Below are 15,677 nucleotides of genomic sequence, written 5' to 3'. Positions count from 1 at the left end.
TCATGCCCTTATGCCGCGTCGCGCTGGGCGCCGCTGCGGTAGTTGTCCACAGCCTCGATCAGCGCCTGGAGAATCGCCGAGCTGTCGCCAATCACCGACAGGTCAGCCCGTTTGATCATGTCGCAGCCCGGATCCATGTTGACCGCCACCACCTTGTCGCAGGCACCGATGCCTTGCAGGTGCTGGATCGCTCCGGAGATACCCACTGCCACGTAGACCCGCGCCGTAACCCAGGTGCCAGTGGCGCCGACCTGGCGGTTGCGCGGCATGAAGCCGTCGTCCACCGCCACCCGCGAGGCGCCTTCGGTGGCGCCAAGCGCTACCGTAGCGCGGTGGAACAGGTCCCAGTCCTTGACGCCATTGCCGCCAGAGACAATGAACTCGGCTTCGGCCATGGCGATCGCAGCCGGGTCCACAGCTACCGGGCCAAGGTCGTCGATGCGCGAAAGACTGCGTGCCACGGTTGTGGACAACTCCACAGGCAAGGCTTCATGCCGGGTTTCACTGACCGGTTCGGCGCATTCGGCCGCCGCCAGGATCAGCCGTGGCACGCTGCGCTGCAGGTCCTGCTGACCGGCACCGGCACGACCGATGCACTGGCCATCCTTGACCTGCCACACCCGCGTTGCCGGTCGTTCGCCCAAGGCCGCGGCCAAGCGCCGCCCCAGCTCACCGCCTCCGGTACGGCTGTCAGGCAGCAGCCAGTGACGGGGAGCGAACTGGTTATCCACAGCCCGTAGGCCCTGAACCAGTTGCTCCGGTGCATAACCTTGGTATTGCTCGCCGTCGATGACCAGCAGGCGGTCGACCCCAGCTGTGGAAAAGTTGCTTTCCTTGTGTTCGCCGAACACCACCGCCAGCACCGCGCCGTCGCTGCCAGCCAGGCTGTGGGCCAGGCCCAGCAGGTCGCGGTCATGGCTGCCAAGGCGGCCACCGACCATGTCTGGCACCACGGCGATATAGAACGCAGGGTCCGCCACCTGATGCAGCGGCAGTTGCACTTCCACAGCGACGCTGCGCTTGCTGCCGCCGCCCTGTTGAGCGCCTGTGCGGTCGATACGTTTGAGCCCATTGGGGCCGACAAAGCCAACTGCATGAGGGTTTTTGCGGATCAGGCCATTGGGCCCCATCCAACTGGTCTGCTGGGTCTGCATCGCTGCGTGCAAGGGATGCAGCCGGTTACGGGCGATCCACTCGGCGCGCGGGTCGCGGCGGATAATGTCGCTCATCAGTGCACCTCCGCAGGTTCACGTCGGGATGCCTGGGGTTTGTTGGCTGACGGCGCGCTCTCGTCTTCGAGCAGGGCATCGGCCACCAGTTCGGCCAGGTCCTTGATCTGTGGCCGAGGCTCGACCACCCCTTCGAGCATCGCCGTGCACTGTGGACAACCCACGGCCACCAACTCGGCTTCGGTTTCCCGGATGTCGTCCATACGCATGTCGGGGATGCGCTGCTTGCCAGGGATATCGGTGATCGGCGCACCGCCACCGCCGCCACAGCAACGGGAACGGAAGCCCGAGCGCTGCATCTCGCGGACCTCGATACCCAGCGCCTTGAGTACATCGCGCGGGGCCTCGTACTCACCGTTGTAGCGGCCCAGGTAGCACGGGTCGTGGTAGGTCACGCTGCCGCCCTTGTGCTGGCCAAGGTTGAGGCGGCCGGCAGTGATCAGTTCGGCGATGTAGGTGCTGTGGTGCAGCACCTGATACGCGCCGCCCAACGCGCCGTATTCGTTCTTGAGCACATGGAAGCTGTGCGGGTCGCAGGTGACGATACGTTGGAAGCGGTACTTGGCCAGGGTTTCTATGTTGCGCCGGGCCAATTGCTGGAAGGTCGCCTCGTCACCCAGGCGGCGGGCCACATCGCCGCTGTCGCGCTCTTCCAGGCCGAGTACGGCGAAGTCCACGCCAGACGCCTTGAGTACTTTGACGAAGGCGCGCAGGGTGCGCTGGTTGCGCATGTCGAAAGCACCATCACCGACCCAGAACAGCACGTCGGTGGCCTTCACCTCCGACAGGATCTTGAGGTTGAGGTCGGCCGCCCAGTTCATCCGCCCGCCCGGGTTGAAACCGCCTGGGTTGTCGGTGGCGATCAGGTTGTCCAGCACCTCGGCACCCTTGTTCGGCGTGGCACCCTTCTCCAGGGTCAGGTGGCGACGCATGTCGACGATGGCGTCGACGTGCTCGATCATCATCGGGCACTCCTCGACGCAGGCACGGCAGGTAGTGCAGGACCACAGGGTCTCGGCATCGACCAAGCCATTGACGATCGGCTGGTGTGGATGGCCGCCATGCTCGCCGATAGGCTTGCCAGGATAAGGACTGCCAGCGAACTGGGCGTCGGTGCCACCGGCCAGGCCGATGACCATATCCTGGATCAGTTTCTTCGGGTTCAGCGGCTGGCCGGCGGCGAAGGCCGGGCACATGGCCTCGCACTTGCCGCACTGCACGCATGCATCGAAGCCAAGCAACTGATTCCAGGTGAAGTCCTTGGGTTTTTCCACCCCCAGAGGCGCGTTCGGGTCTTCCAGGTCCAGGGGCTTCAGGCCGGTAGAACGGCCACCACCGAAACGCTCGGCGCGGCGGTGCCAGGCCAGGTGCAGGGCGCCAGCGAAGGCATGCTTCATTGGCCCGCCCCAAGTCATGCCGAGGAACAGCTCGGACACGCCCCAGACCACGCCAAGTCCCAGTAGAGCGACCAACAACCAGCCACCGGTCCCTTCCGGCAGAATGCCCGCTACCGGCAAGGTGGCGATGAAGAAGGTCGTGGCAAACACCAGCAGGCTTTTTGGCAAGCGCATCCACGGCCCTTTGGACAACCGCGACGGCGGATCGAGGCGGCGCTTGAAGACGAAGATGGCACCACTGAACATGATCACGGTGGCCACCAGCAGGGCGTACCCCAGGATCTTGCTCTGCAGGCCGAAGCCATGCACCAGGATCGCCAGCACGGCCGACAGGACGAAGCCGCCAGCCGTGGCGACGTGGGTCTTGGACATGTACTTGTCGCGCTCGACCACATGGTGCAGATCCACCAGGTAGCGTCGCGGCATGGCCAGCAGGCCAGCGATCAGGTTGACCTTGGACGGCCGCCCCTGACGCCACATGCGCACGCGGCGCAGCGCGCCGAGCACCGCCAGGCCGAGGGCGGCGAACAGCAGGATGGGTAGAAGGGTGTTCAACATGGGAAGCTCCCACAACAGCGGTTGCAAGGGGTGCGAGCCCCCTGGAATCTTGCACCGTTACCTGTAGGAGCAGCGGTTCGGTGCTCCTACAGGGATGGCGTCGGTCCCAAACGTGTGATCAGAAGTCCTTGCACAAGCGCAAGGCGTCGTAGATCGCCGCATGGGTGTTGCGCTGAGCCACGCAGTCGCCGATGCGGAAGAGCAGGTAGCCGTCACCCGGCTGGCTCAGGCAAGGCTGCGGCTTGATGGCGAACAACGCCTCCACATCGATCTGGCCCTTGTTGCGCGAGCCCTCCTTCAGCGCGTAGTACAACGCCTCGTCCGGACGCACGCCGTTCTCGATCACCACCTGGTCGACCACGCGTTCTTCCTTGGCCCCGGTGTATTCGTTCTCCAGCACCGCCACCAGCTTGTCGCCCTCGCGGTAGACCTTTTCCAGCATAAGGTCGCCGGTCATGATCACTTCCTTGGGGTACAGGCTGCGGTAGTAGGTTGGGAACGACGTCCCGCCGATGGCCACGCCTGGCTTGATGTCGTCGGTGACGATCTCCACCAGGCTGCCCTTGTCGGCAAGGAAGTCAGCCACGGACATGCCGGTGAATTCGCAGATGGTGTCGTACACCAGGACGTTCTTGCCTGGCGCGACCTTGCCGTCGAGCACGTCCCAGCTGCTGACCACCAGCCCTTCGGCTGCGCCCCAATGCTCGTTCTGCTCGACGAACGGATGGCCGCCCACCGCCAGGACGACGACGTCCGGGCGCAGGTCCATGATGGTGTCGGCATCGGCAGCAGTACCCAGGCGCAGGTCGACCTTCAGCCGCGCCAACTCCAACTGGTACCAACGGGTAATGCCGGCGATCTGGTCCCGCTGCGGTGCCTTGGAGGCAGTAGTGATCTGCCCGCCGATCTGTTCTTTCTTCTCGAACAGGGTCACGTCATGGCCGCGTTCAGCAGCCACGCGCGCAGCCTCCATACCGGCCGGGCCGGCACCGACCACCACCACCTTGCGCTTGGGCCCGGTGGACTTCTCGATGATGTGCGGCACGCCCATGTATTCACGGGAGGTGGCGGCGTTCTGGATGCACAGCACATCCAGGCCCTGGTACTGGCGGTCGATGCAGTAGTTGGCGCCGACGCACTGCTTGATCTGGTCGACCTGGCCCATCTTGATCTTGGCGATCAGGTGCGGGTCGGCGATGTGGGCACGGGTCATGCCGACCATGTCCACGTATCCCCCTTCGAGGATGCGCGTGGCCTGGTTCGGGTCCTTGATGTTCTGTGCGTGCAGTACCGGGATCTTCACCACTTCCTTGATACCAGCAGCCAGGTGCAGGAACGGCTCCGGCGGGTAGCTCATGTTCGGGATGACGTTGGCCAGGGTGTTGTGGGTATCGCACCCGGAGCCGATCACGCCGAAGAAGTCGAGCATGCCGGTGGCATCGTAGTACTTGGCGATCTCCTTCATGTCTTCATGGCTGAGGCCGTCCGGGTGGAACTCGTCACCGCAGATGCGCATGCCCACGCAGAAGTCGTCGCCGACCTCGGCACGCACAGCCTTGAGCACTTCCAGGCCGAACTTCATGCGGCCCTCGAAGGTGCCACCCCATTCGTCGGTACGCTTGTTGACCCGCGGGCTCCAGAACTGGTCGATCATATGCTGGTGCACCGCCGACAGCTCGATGCCGTCCAGGCCGCCCTCCTTCGCGCGGCGAGCAGCCTGCGCATAGTTGCCGATCACCCGCCAGATTTCCTCCGGCTCGATGGTCTTGCAGGTGGCGCGGTGCACCGGTTCACGGATGCCGGATGGCGACATCAGGGTAGGCCAGTTGAAGCCGTCCCAACGCGAGCGCCGGCCCATGTGGGTAATCTGGATCATGATCTTGGCGCCATGCTTATGCATGGCGTCGGCCAGGTTCTGGAAGTGCGGAATGATCCGGTCCGTGGACAGGTTCACCGAAGACCACCACTCCTGCGGGCTGTCGATGGCCACTACGGAGGAGCCGCCGCAGATCGCCAGGCCGATACCGCCCTTGGCCTTCTCTTCGTAGTACTTCACGTAGCGCTCGGTGGTCATGCCGCCATCGGTGGCATAGACCTCGGCGTGCGCAGTGCTGAGCACACGGTTGCGGATGGTCAGTTTGCCGATCTGGATCGGCTGGAACATAGCTTCGAATGCCATGACGGTATCTCCGGCTTACAACGGCTTGACGATGAACAGGCCGTCGTCGTGGCCTTCTTCAGAACCGCCGTAGACCTGCTCGGCCACGGTGCGGATCGAGCTGCCGCGAGCGGCCAGGATCTGGTCCATGGCGCCGGCGAACCAGCCGGTGAACATGTAGTCGACCTTGCGTCCGACCTTGCCGTACACGTACACGAACGCCGAGTGCTCGAGCTTGACGCTGGCGGTGCCCTTGTCGAGGTCGATGTCCTGGATCTTAAACAGGCCCCAGCCACGCTGGGACAGGCGCTTCATGTAGTGCTCGAACACCGCTACGCCGTCCAGGCCATGGCATTCGGCTTCCTTCTCGCACCAGTGCCAGGCGGACTTGTAGCCGGCCTTGTAGAGGATTTCGGCATAGGCTTCGGCGCCCAGCACTTCCTCGATGCCCATGTGGTTGTTGACGAAGAAATGCCGCGGCACGTACAGCATCGGCAGGGCGTCGCTGGTCCAGACACCGGTCTCGCTGTCGACTTCGATTGGCAATTGCGGGGCGATCTTGGCCATGGAAACTCAACTCCAGAAAAATTTGAAGGTTGGCCCCGGGGTCTTTGGCCGGGGCTGGACAGGCTTGGAGAGCGGCTTATTCGCCCCACACATCCTTGAGAACATTGACCCAGTTCTCACCCATGACCTTGCGCACCACGCGCTCGGAATGGCCGCGCTTGAGCAGGGTCTCGGTGAGGTTGGGGAACTCGCCAACCGTGCGGATTCCCAGCGGGTTGACGATCTTGCCGAAGTTGGTCAGGCGACGGGCGTAGCCCTTGTCGTGGGTCAGGTATTCGAAGAAGTCCTGGCCATGGCCCTGGGTGAAGTCGGTGCCGATGCCGATGGCATCCTCACCGACGATGTTCATGGTGTACTCGATGGCTTCGGCATAGTCGTCGATGGTCGAGTCGATGCCCTTGGCCAGGAATGGCGCGAACATGGTCACGCCGACGAAACCGCCGTGGTCGGCGATGAACTTCAGTTCCTCGTCGGACTTGTTACGCGGGTGTTCCTTCAGGCCCGAGGGCAGGCAGTGGGAGTAGCAGACCGGCTTCTTCGACTCGAGGATGACCTCTTCGGAGGTCTTGGAGCCGACGTGGGACAGGTCGCACATGATGCCGACACGGTTCATCTCGGCGACGATCTCGCGGCCGAAGCCCGACAGGCCTCCGTCACGCTCGTAGCACCCCGTGCCCACCAGGTTCTGGGTGTTGTAGCACATCTGCACGATGCCCACGCCCAGTTGCTTGAAGACTTCCACGTAGCCGATCTGGTCCTCGAAGGCATGGGCGTTCTGGAAGCCGAACAGGATGCCGGTCTTGCCCAGCTCCTTGGCCCGACGGATGTCGGCGGTGGTGCGCACTGGCATGACCAGGTCGCTGTTCTCGCGGATCAGCTTCTGGCTAGCGGCGATGTTGTTGACCGTGGCCTGAAACCCTTCCCAGACCGACACCGTGCAGTTAGCGGCGGTCAGCCCGCCCTTGCGCATGTCCTCGAACAGCTCACGGTTCCACTTGGCAATGATCAGGCCGTCGATGACGATGCTGTCGGCGTGCAGTTCGGCTGGGCTCATCAGGCTGTCCCCTTTTATTGAGTGGGCTGCGCCGAATCGTTTGCCGGCGCTTTGGGGCCAGCATATGCCTGCGCGTCAGGCGAACCGGATGCAAAAACGACAGGGGGTTTGCCGAAAGCGTCAAGCATGCCAAGCGATGACCCGGCACCAAGATGAAATCCTGCGCCGAAGCTGTTCTTCGTAAAGGCCGTAAGCCAGAATTGCGGCCACTCGCCCCACTGACAGACGGACCCTGATCAATGAAATCAATGCTATGGCTGCTGGCGATCCTGCCCCTGAGCGCCTTTGCTACCGATGACGGCCCCACCCCATGCGACAGTGTCGAAACCGCGCAACAGGCCTTGGAATGTTCTGTTTACAGCCGCAATACCGCCGAACGGCAGTTGGACGACGCTTATAACGACCTCAAGCTCCAAGCCCAGGCCCAGTTCGGCGACCAACCCACACGGCTCAAGGACTATCTGCAGAAGATCGCTATCGCCCAGGAGTTGTGGCACAAGCTGCGCGAAGCCGATTGTGCGGCGCAAGTCCTGGGCGCCGGCACCACTGACTCTAGCGCCCAGATAGTACTCAATGACTGCATGGCGCAGCGTAGCGATGAACGCTCGGAGTACCTGCAATCACTTGCTACGCAAACTGAAGAAATCGATCCGCTCGACGACTGAATGGACCGGACTCCATCAGGGAAATATGTGCTGCTGATTACATGCCCAGGTTTTCGACAAAGTAGATCTCAGGCCCCTCCCCCGGAGGGAAGTCTTGAATCTGACCTAAAGGGAATTTGCCCCATGAGCACCAGCATAACCAAAGCCGATATGGATAAAGCGATCGCAGCACTGAAGAAAGAAGGCGAAGATCGCGTTCTTATGGTCGCCAACACGGTCTGTATTTTCGCTTCCGATGTACCGGCCGGCGTAGCAGAAGATGTTCTGGCAGGTATGCGCCTGATGAACCTGTCCGCCAACAAGAAGTTCGACAAGGAAACTCAGCAGCGCGAGTGGTACAACTACTACAACGATGGCCTGGGCAAGTTCGGCTGGACGCTGACTGGCGCCGCCCATGTAGAGGAAGGCATCGACAAGGACGATTACACCCCAGCCACCCTGACCTCTCATATCGTTACTGTCAGCCTCGGTCGTAACCATCGCCTGTCCCGTTGCGTAAAACGCGCCTTCGAAGTCACCATCCAAACCCCCAAGGCGTTGGCACTTCTGGAAGAAAGCAGCCTGAGCGTTTCGGGCCAATCGAGCACCATTCAGGTAGCGGCGTGCGAGATGACGCCACAAGGCTTGCCAATCATGCACATGACCAGCGTACAGATAAGCTACGACAAGGTAGAGCAAGAGCAAGGCTCGATGGCGCGTACCCTCAGCAAATCCAACACTCGCGTATACCGCGCCTCCCAGCAGGGCACCTTCAGTGTTCGTCAGTTCGAAGCGATGCGAGGCGCTGTGACCAGCAAGCTGGCCAGTCAGGCAAACGACATCCTCGATCTGGAAATCTAAGGTCAGGGCCAGGCGTCGGCGCTCCGGCGCCTGGCCTTAAATGACCGACAGCCCTTCTGCTGGACGCAAACTGGACATCACGCCAATGATGAGCATCTTCTCTTCACCAATGATGATCAGGCAGAACAGCCAAGTGCACACCGACCTGCTTGAGGACATTCATCAATGCCTGCGCCTGGCACAATTGGTTGCCCAAAGCCAATATGATAATGAGCGTCAAGCCAAGGAGTGGTTTGCAAACTTCCTTGAGACCTTGGTGGGGCTCGATTTCAACTTATTCGAACACACAAAAAGAACCATCCCCTATACCTACTCCCAAGATGTGCTGAACGATGTCTTCGAGGGCTGGCTGCCCGCACCACAGGCACCGAATACACGTTTCAGATCGATTACACGGGAAGTCATCAATCAATTGTCATCAGAAGACAAGCTGTATCGAAGGTCCGGCACCTCTTCACACCTGAGTATCGAACTGGACTCGGACGATGGAGAAACATTCGTGGCCATTCTGTTTCATGTCTTCTGCACGAAAGCTCCCGATATATCGAAAACTCGCCTGAACCTGGAGTTCGATCACTTGGGGGCGATGTTCGACAGCACCGCGTTCGAGGCCCAGCGTGCCATGGTGCAATCGCGGCTGCAGCAGTTTGCCGAGCCTTATCTGCAGGCGCTTGACCTATAAGGAGCGCGCCAGCCTGCGCTCTTCCCGTGGACACTTGCCAAAACGCCGTTTATAGCGACGAGTGAAGTAGGACGGTAATTCGAAGCCACACGCCAGGCTGATTTGCGTGACGCTCATGTCTGTCTGGCTGAGTAGTTGGCGTGCCTTGTCCAAGCGCAACGACAGATAGAAGCCGCTCGGCGTATCGTTCAGGTACAAGCGAAACAGCCGCTCAAGTTGACGTCGGGTAACCATAACTCTGGATGCCAATTCCAGAGTGCTTAACGGTGGCTCGGTGTGCTTCTCCATCTCTCCGATCACCTGCACCAGCTTCCTGTTACTGATGCCATAACGTGTAGCGATCTCCATCCTCTGGTGGTCCTGGCGCTGACGGATCCGGCCGAGCACAAACTGTTCCGACACCTGTACCGCCAGCTCGCTGCCATGGGCCTGGGCGATGAGGTGCAGCATCAGGTCAATCGAGGCGGTACCACCGGCGCAGGTGATGCGCCGGCGATCGATCTCGAACAGTTCCTGAGTGACCTGAAGGCGCGGATAACACTCCTTGAACGCCTCCAGAGCCTCCCAATGCAATGTCGCCCGATGACCATCGAGCAACCCCGCCTCGGCCAGCACCATCGCCCCCGTATCAATGCCACCGAGCACGACACCTTCGTGATCAGCGCGGCGCAAGATCTGCTGCAATGACGGCCCGAAACACGCCAGCGGCTCGAATCCAGCCACCACCAGCAACATGCTTGCGCCCGCACTCTCCCCCAACACGCCGTCAGCATTGACCGACATGCCGTTACTGGCTTGTACCGGCCCACCATCCAGGCTCAACACGCTCCAGCGATACAGTTCGCCACTGAAACGGTTGGCCACGCGGAACGGCTCCACTGCCGAGATGAATCCCATCGCGGAAAATCCCGGCAAGAGAAGAAATTGGATCGATTCCGACATTGCATGCTCCCTGGTGGCTGGTCGCCAGAGTGCAAGTGTTGGTCGCCACGGTGCGCTTTTCAACCCCGCTACCAGCGTAGCTTGTGTTCACGGTCCGCAGAGGCCGGCCCCCATAACAATACGTTCTGCCGATGGAGAGCCACCATGCAACGCTTTATCCGCCGCAGTCTGTTGTCCCTCGCTCTCAGCACCACCCTCGCTACCCCGGTTTTTGCCGCTGAACCCGCGGTTTGCAAGAACGTTCGCCTCGGTGTGGTCAACTGGACCGACGTCATCGCCACCAGCGCTATGGCGCAAGTACTGCTCGATGGCCTGGGCTACAAGACCAAACAGACCAGCGCCTCGCAACAGATCATCTTCGCCGGCATCCGCGACAAGCGCCTGGACATGTTCCTGGGTTACTGGAACCCACTCATGACCCAGACCATCACCCCCTTTGTCCAACAGCAGCAAGTCAAGGTCCTGGATAAGCCAAGCCTTGAAGATGCCCGGGCCACCCTGGCAGTGCCGCAGTACTTGGCTGACAAGGGCTTGAAGACTTTTGCCGACATCCACAAGTTCGAGAAGGAACTCGGCGGCAAGATCTACGGCATCGAGCCGGGCTCAGGCGCCAATACCCAGATCAAGGCGATGATCAGCAAGAATCAGTTCGGCCTGGGCAAATTCCAGCTGGTCGAGTCGAGCGAGGCCGGCATGCTCGCCGCTGTCGACCGCGCCGTGCGGCGCAAGGAGGCCGTGGTGTTCTTCGGCTGGGCGCCGCACCCGATGAACGTCAACATCGACATGGCCTACCTGAGTGGTAGCGAGGATGCCCTGGGCCCGAATGAAGGCCGCGCCACGGTGTGGACGGTGACCGCGCCGGACTACGCCGAACGCTGCCCGAACGCCCACCGCCTGCTGACCAACCTGACATTCAGCGCCGAGGACGAGAGCCGCATGATGCAACCGCTGCTCGACCACAAGGATCCGCAGGAGTCCGCCCGCCAATGGCTCAAGGACCACCCTGAGGACAAGGCGCGCTGGCTCGAAGGAGTGACCACCTTCGACGGCAAGCCCGCTGCCGAGAACATCGCCCTCACCGCCAACTGACAGCCCCATCGCGGGCAAGCCTGCTCCCACAGGGACCGCACAACACTCAGGATCGCTGCAGATCCTGTGGGAGCGGGCTTGCCCGCGAAAAGCACAACATCGATCTCACAGACATGCCTGAAGGAATTACCCCATGAACCACGACGTCATCATCACCTGTGCACTGACGGGCGCTGGCGACACCGCCAGCAAAAGCCACCTGGTGCCCGTGACCCCGCAACAAATCGCCGCCGCCGCCGTGGAAGCGGCCAAAGCCGGCGCCACCGTGGTCCACTGCCACGTCCGCGACCCGCAAACCGGCCGCTTCAGCCGTGACGTGGCGCTGTACCGCGAAGTCATGGAACGCATCCGCGAAGCCGATGTGGACATCATCGTCAACCTCACCGCCGGCATGGGTGGCGACCTGGAGATCGGCCCCGGCGAGACGCCCCTCGAGTTCGGCACTGGCACCGACCTGGTCGGCCCGCTGGAGCGCCTTGCCCATGTCGAGGCATTGCTGCCGGAGATCTGCACCCTGGACTGCGGCACCCTCAACTTCGGCGATGGCAACAGCATCTATGTCTCCACCCCGAGCCAACTGCGCGCCGGTGCCAAGCGCATCACCGAACTGGGCGTGAAGGCGGAGCTCGAAATCTTTGACACCGGCCACCTGTGGTTCGCCAAGCAGATGATGAAAGAGGGCCTGTTGGAAGACCCGCTGTTCCAACTGTGCCTGGGCATCCCATGGGGCGCGCCGGCAGACACCACCACCATGAAGGCCATGGTCGACAACCTGCCCGCCGGGGTCACCTGGGCCGGCTTCGGCATCGGCCGCATGCAGATGCCCATGGCGGCCCAGGCGGTATTGCTCGGCGGCAACGTACGGGTCGGCCTGGAAGACAACCTCTACCTGGACCGTGGCGTGCTGGCCAGTAACGGCCAACTGGTCGAGCGCGCGGTGGAAATCATCAGCCGCCTCGGCGCCCGTGTACTCACTCCGGCTGAAGGCCGGGAAAAGATGAACCTGACCCGCCGCTGAAACCCACAGGAGACAAGCATGCCTTTCATCACCGAGATCAAGACCTTCGCCGCCCTCGGCAGCGGCGTCATCGGCAGCGGCTGGGTCGCCCGCGCCCTGGCCCACGGCCTGGACGTGGTTGCCTGGGACCCAGCACCCGGCGCCGAAGAAGCCCTGCGCGCGCGCATCGCCAATGCCTGGCCGGCCCTGGAAAAGCAGGGCCTGGCACCGGGCGCCTCACAGCAACGGCTGCGCTTCGTCAGCACCGTCGAAGAGTGCGTGCGCGAGGCTGACTTCATCCAGGAAAGCGCTCCCGAACGTCTGGAGCTGAAGCTTGAGCTGCACGCGAAAATCAGCGCAGCGGCCAAGCCGGAGGCAATCATCGGCTCCAGCACTTCTGGCCTGCTGCCTAGCGAATTCTACGAGTCGGCGACCCACCCTGAACGCTGTGTGGTCGGCCACCCGTTCAACCCGGTCTACCTCTTGCCGTTGGTGGAAATCGTTGGCGGCAACAAGACCGCCCCCGAGGCCATCGAAGCCGCGAAAGCCATCTACACGGCCCTAGGCATGCGGCCCTTGCACGTGCGCAAGGAAGTCCCCGGCTTCATCGCCGACCGCCTGCTCGAGGCCCTGTGGCGAGAGGCTCTGCACCTGGTCAACGATGGGGTGGCCAGCACCGGCGAGATCGACGATGCCATCCGCTTCGGCGCCGGGTTGCGCTGGTCGTTCATGGGCACATTCCTGACCTACACTCTGGCCGGTGGCGACGCGGGCATGCGTCACTTCATGGCCCAGTTCGGCCCGGCCCTGCAACTGCCCTGGACCTACCTGCCGGCACCGGCACTCACCGACAAGCTGATCGACGATGTGGTCGAAGGCACTAGCGAGCAACAGGGCGAACGCAGCATCGCCGCGTTGGAGCGCTATCGTGATGACTGCCTGCTGGCGGTACTCGACGCAGTGAAGAACACCAAGGCCCAGCACGGCATGGCCTTCGGCGACTGAGGAGACATCGATGCCGGCATTGACCACCTACCGTACCCCAGTCCAAAAGGACTGGGTCGACTACAACGGGCACCTGCGCGATGCCTACTACCTGCTGATCTTCAGCTACGCCACCGATGCGCTGATGGAGCGCATCGGCCTGGACGGCGACAGCCGCGAACAAAGCGGCCATTCGCTGTTTACCCTGGAGTGCCACCTGAACTACCTGCACGAGGTGAAACTCGGCACGGACGTGTGGGTGCAGACGCAGATCATCGGCTTCGACCGCAAGCGCCTGCACCTGTATCACAGCCTGCACCGCGAGGGTTTCGATGAGGCCTTGGCGGCCAACGAGCAGATGCTGCTGCATGTGGACCTGGCGGGACCGAAATCGGCGCCGTTCAGTGAGCTCAGCGTAGAGCGGCTCCAAGCGCTGGTGGACGAACAACAGGACCTGCCTCCGGCCGAATTCGCCGGGCGGGTGATCAGGCTACCTGGCTGAACGAGCCCGACGCCAAGGATCGGCGTCATACCAACCGCCAGGCGCATGCCTTGATGACCAAAAAATAACCCCGGTAAGCCGTGAGCAACCGGGGTCAAGAGCGAGCAACATCCACTGGCACGATCGCGGGTGACCAAACCCTACGTAGCTGTGAATGACTTCAGTTTGCAGCCTTCCCCGACCGTCGATTTAGCCGAAAACGACGTGTTCTTAGCCAATGCAGCCATGGCGACATTCTGTCCTTGCCGCACCCACTACTTGGTCACAGAATCAACTGAAGATCACAGCAGCAAACAAGGACAACAACCATGATGCATGCGGACTTGATTGATCAGGAAGACCTGCTGGGCCACCTGCGCGCACTGGGCTTCGAAATGCCGGCCGGGGCCACCGCCGAGCAGGCCTGCGAATGTGCCGTACGCGGCCTTAGCGAACCGCGGGCCAAGGCCCTGCGTGGCATGATCGAGCAGATGTACACCGGCAGCGCCACCATCCTCCCGGCCGTACGCCAGGCCATCGACCAGCAGTTGCTGCCGGCATTGGCGCAGTTCAACAGCAGCCACTGAAGACCAGCCCGCCCCTTGTAGGAGCGGGCTGCCCCTGAGTCCGCCCCCTACAACCTCACACTGGCAAAGGTCGACTCGTTGCGCGCCTGGCTCAGCGCGGCCATCGGTCCACCATGGGACAGCACCACGGCCTGCGGGATCGGCATCATCGCCACCTGCTGCGTGGTGTTGGAGCCGACGCGCTCATCACGCGGCGGAATACCGAAGTACTCGCGGTAGCACTTGGAGAAGTGCGGCGTGGAGACGAAGCCACAGACCGACGCCACCTCGATGATCGACATCGGCGTCTGCTTGAGCAACTGCCGCGCGCGAATCAGGCGCAGCTTCAGGTAGTAGCGTGAAGGCGAGCAGTGCAGGTACTTCTGGAACAAGCGCTCGAGCTGACGCCGCGAAACCGAGACGTACACCGCCAGTTCGTCCAGGTCGATCGGCTCTTCCAGATTGGCTTCCATCAGCGCGACGATTTCCTGCAGCTTCGGCTGGTTGGTGCCAAGCATGTGCTTGAGCGGCACGCGCTGGTGGTCCTGCTCGTTGCGGATGCGTTCGTAGACGAACATCTCGGAGATAGCTGCCGACAGCTCACGGCCATGGTCGCGGCTGATCAGGTGCAGCATCATGTCCAGCGGCGCGGTGCCACCGGAGCTGGTGAAGCGGTTACGGTCGAGGGTGAACAGGCGGGTACTCATGCTGACCCGCGGGAAAGCCTCCTGCATGGATGCCAGGCATTCCCAGTGCACGCTGCAATCGAAGCCGTCGAGCAAACCGGCGCAAGCTAGCGCCCAGCTGCCGGTGCATACCGCGCCGAGCCGGCGCGACTGGCGTGCCTGGCTCTGCAGCCAAGTGACGTGTTCACGGGTGACGGTGCGCTGGATACCGACTCCACCGCAGACGATGACCGTGTCCATGGCGGGCGAGTTGTGTACGGCCGCATCCGGGGTGATCTGCAACCCATCGCTCGCCCAGACCTGACCGCCATCGATGGTCAGGGTGTGCCAGCGGTACAGCTCGCGACCGGACAGTTGGTTGGCCATGCGCAGTGGTTCGACGGCGGAGGCCAGGGAAATCAGGGTGAAGTTGTCCAGCAGGAGAAATCCGATGGACTGGGGAGCTGTGCGGTTCTGGGTCGAGGTCCCGGAGTTGTACGGCGTCATCGCGATATCTCCTCACACAATGCAGGGGGTGTCTCAGGCGGACACTGTTTTTTGTAATGGCCCCGATTCGTATGCAGGGGCTTTGCCAATCTCAACGCAAATGCCATGCCTGAAATTGAACGGCCATCCAATAAAACCCAAAAACGACCTCTTGATGCGTCTATCAGGGCTTTGCTTCTTAGCTTAGAAGAAAACGGAAACTCCCGTGCCAGCGCCTTCGCAGGAAGCTGCTGAGCAATTCGGTAGCACTTGTGGGAAGGATGCCCAGAAACGACATCCTGGAGTGTCACCGAGCG

Annotated in this window: 15 protein-coding genes; 8 read left to right on the top strand and 7 right to left on the bottom strand. The window is 62.1% G+C overall.

Annotation, left to right across the window (positions count from 1 at the left end):
* Positions 1-8 precede the first annotated feature (8 nt).
* From etfA to ACYU03_RS01950, 5 genes are all read right to left on the bottom strand, one after another.
* A complete protein-coding gene (gene etfA / locus ACYU03_RS01970) occupies positions 9-1,229 on the bottom strand; it encodes an electron transfer flavoprotein subunit alpha (RefSeq protein WP_461887868.1) in 1,221 nt (406 codons plus the stop codon).
* Positions 1,229-3,184, bottom strand: coding sequence for a dimethylglycine demethylation protein DgcB (dgcB, locus tag ACYU03_RS01965; protein ID WP_461887867.1), 1,956 nt, complete (start codon positions 3,182-3,184; stop codon positions 1,229-1,231). The genes etfA and dgcB overlap by 1 nt, the downstream gene beginning before the upstream one ends.
* A gap of 118 nt (positions 3,185-3,302) precedes the next feature.
* Entirely contained in the window at positions 3,303-5,363 is a 2,061-nt protein-coding gene (dgcA, locus tag ACYU03_RS01960) for a dimethylglycine demethylation protein DgcA (RefSeq protein ID WP_461887866.1), read from the bottom strand.
* Positions 5,364-5,378: 15 nt separating this feature from the next.
* The gene (locus ACYU03_RS01955; protein WP_461887865.1) at positions 5,379-5,909 is read right to left on the bottom strand and encodes a DUF5943 domain-containing protein; all 531 of its coding nucleotides are present in this window, start codon (positions 5,907-5,909) and stop codon (positions 5,379-5,381) included.
* 76 nt (positions 5,910-5,985) lie between these two features.
* Positions 5,986-6,963, bottom strand: coding sequence for a dipeptidase (locus ACYU03_RS01950; protein ID WP_461887864.1), 978 nt, complete (start codon positions 6,961-6,963; stop codon positions 5,986-5,988).
* A gap of 239 nt (positions 6,964-7,202) precedes the next feature.
* Between ACYU03_RS01950 and ACYU03_RS01945 the strand changes: the two genes are divergently transcribed.
* The 3 genes from ACYU03_RS01945 to ACYU03_RS01935 all read left to right on the top strand — a co-directional run bounded on the left by ACYU03_RS01945 (position 7,203) and on the right by ACYU03_RS01935 (position 9,150).
* Positions 7,203-7,628, top strand: coding sequence for a lysozyme inhibitor LprI family protein (locus tag ACYU03_RS01945; protein WP_461887863.1), 426 nt, complete (start codon positions 7,203-7,205; stop codon positions 7,626-7,628).
* Between the two features lie 123 nt (positions 7,629-7,751).
* The gene (locus tag ACYU03_RS01940) at positions 7,752-8,468 is read left to right on the top strand and encodes a hypothetical protein (RefSeq protein WP_461887862.1); all 717 of its coding nucleotides are present in this window, start codon (positions 7,752-7,754) and stop codon (positions 8,466-8,468) included.
* 40 nt (positions 8,469-8,508) lie between these two features.
* The gene (locus ACYU03_RS01935; protein ID WP_461887861.1) at positions 8,509-9,150 is read left to right on the top strand and encodes a hypothetical protein; all 642 of its coding nucleotides are present in this window, start codon (positions 8,509-8,511) and stop codon (positions 9,148-9,150) included.
* Here the strand turns inward: ACYU03_RS01935 and ACYU03_RS01930 are convergent.
* Positions 9,145-10,092 (bottom strand): GlxA family transcriptional regulator, encoded by a 948-nt coding sequence (locus tag ACYU03_RS01930; RefSeq protein WP_461887860.1) that lies wholly within the window; start codon positions 10,090-10,092, stop codon positions 9,145-9,147. The genes ACYU03_RS01935 and ACYU03_RS01930 overlap by 6 nt on opposite strands.
* A 144-nt stretch (positions 10,093-10,236) precedes the next feature.
* Here ACYU03_RS01930 and ACYU03_RS01925 point away from each other — a divergent pair, with 144 nt between their 5' ends.
* From ACYU03_RS01925 to ACYU03_RS01905, 5 genes are all read left to right on the top strand, one after another.
* The gene (locus tag ACYU03_RS01925; protein ID WP_461887859.1) at positions 10,237-11,181 is read left to right on the top strand and encodes a choline ABC transporter substrate-binding protein; all 945 of its coding nucleotides are present in this window, start codon (positions 10,237-10,239) and stop codon (positions 11,179-11,181) included.
* A gap of 133 nt (positions 11,182-11,314) precedes the next feature.
* Positions 11,315-12,199, top strand: a complete 885-nt coding sequence (locus ACYU03_RS01920) for a beta-keto acid cleavage family enzyme (protein ID WP_461887858.1) — start codon at positions 11,315-11,317, stop codon at positions 12,197-12,199.
* Between the two features lie 18 nt (positions 12,200-12,217).
* Positions 12,218-13,183 (top strand): L-carnitine dehydrogenase, encoded by a 966-nt coding sequence (locus ACYU03_RS01915; RefSeq protein WP_461887857.1) that lies wholly within the window; start codon positions 12,218-12,220, stop codon positions 13,181-13,183.
* Between the two features lie 10 nt (positions 13,184-13,193).
* Positions 13,194-13,664, top strand: coding sequence for a thioesterase family protein (locus tag ACYU03_RS01910; protein WP_461887856.1), 471 nt, complete (start codon positions 13,194-13,196; stop codon positions 13,662-13,664).
* 308 nt (positions 13,665-13,972) lie between these two features.
* Entirely contained in the window at positions 13,973-14,230 is a 258-nt protein-coding gene (locus tag ACYU03_RS01905) for a hypothetical protein (protein ID WP_461887855.1), read from the top strand.
* A gap of 47 nt (positions 14,231-14,277) precedes the next feature.
* On the opposite strand, the gene gbdR is transcribed toward ACYU03_RS01905, so the two are convergent.
* Positions 14,278-15,381: a choline metabolism transcriptional regulator GbdR gene (gene gbdR / locus ACYU03_RS01900; RefSeq protein WP_461887854.1), complete on the bottom strand. Its 1,104-nt coding sequence runs from the start codon at positions 15,379-15,381 to the stop codon at positions 14,278-14,280.
* Between the last annotated feature and the right edge of the window lie 296 nt (positions 15,382-15,677).

The sequence above is a fragment of the Pseudomonas sp. X10 genome (genome assembly GCF_054889225.1).
Note: the sequence above shows the minus strand (reverse complement) of the source record. Positions and strands in the feature narration are given on the sequence as shown.

Bases quoted from the DNA above. Each gene is read 5' to 3' on its own strand.
- ACYU03_RS01940 (WP_461887862.1), top strand. From the start codon at position 7,752: ATGAGCACCAGCATAACCAAAGCCGATATGGATAAAGCGATCGCAGCA.
- ACYU03_RS01920 (WP_461887858.1), top strand. From the start codon at position 11,315: ATGAACCACGACGTCATCATCACCTGTGCACTGACGGGCGCTGGCGAC.
- ACYU03_RS01905 (WP_461887855.1), top strand. From the start codon at position 13,973: ATGATGCATGCGGACTTGATTGATCAGGAAGACCTGCTGGGCCACCTG.
- ACYU03_RS01915 (WP_461887857.1), top strand. From the start codon at position 12,218: ATGCCTTTCATCACCGAGATCAAGACCTTCGCCGCCCTCGGCAGCGGC.
- ACYU03_RS01930 (WP_461887860.1), bottom strand. From the start codon at position 10,092: ATGTCGGAATCGATCCAATTTCTTCTCTTGCCGGGATTTTCCGCGATG.
- ACYU03_RS01935 (WP_461887861.1), top strand. From the start codon at position 8,509: ATGACCGACAGCCCTTCTGCTGGACGCAAACTGGACATCACGCCAATG.
- ACYU03_RS01925 (WP_461887859.1), top strand. From the start codon at position 10,237: ATGCAACGCTTTATCCGCCGCAGTCTGTTGTCCCTCGCTCTCAGCACC.
- ACYU03_RS01950 (WP_461887864.1), bottom strand. From the start codon at position 6,963: ATGAGCCCAGCCGAACTGCACGCCGACAGCATCGTCATCGACGGCCTG.
- gbdR (WP_461887854.1), bottom strand. From the start codon at position 15,381: ATGACGCCGTACAACTCCGGGACCTCGACCCAGAACCGCACAGCTCCC.
- etfA (WP_461887868.1), bottom strand. From the start codon at position 1,229: ATGAGCGACATTATCCGCCGCGACCCGCGCGCCGAGTGGATCGCCCGT.
- dgcB (WP_461887867.1), bottom strand. From the start codon at position 3,184: ATGTTGAACACCCTTCTACCCATCCTGCTGTTCGCCGCCCTCGGCCTG.
- ACYU03_RS01945 (WP_461887863.1), top strand. From the start codon at position 7,203: ATGAAATCAATGCTATGGCTGCTGGCGATCCTGCCCCTGAGCGCCTTT.
- ACYU03_RS01910 (WP_461887856.1), top strand. From the start codon at position 13,194: ATGCCGGCATTGACCACCTACCGTACCCCAGTCCAAAAGGACTGGGTC.
- ACYU03_RS01955 (WP_461887865.1), bottom strand. From the start codon at position 5,909: ATGGCCAAGATCGCCCCGCAATTGCCAATCGAAGTCGACAGCGAGACC.
- dgcA (WP_461887866.1), bottom strand. From the start codon at position 5,363: ATGGCATTCGAAGCTATGTTCCAGCCGATCCAGATCGGCAAACTGACC.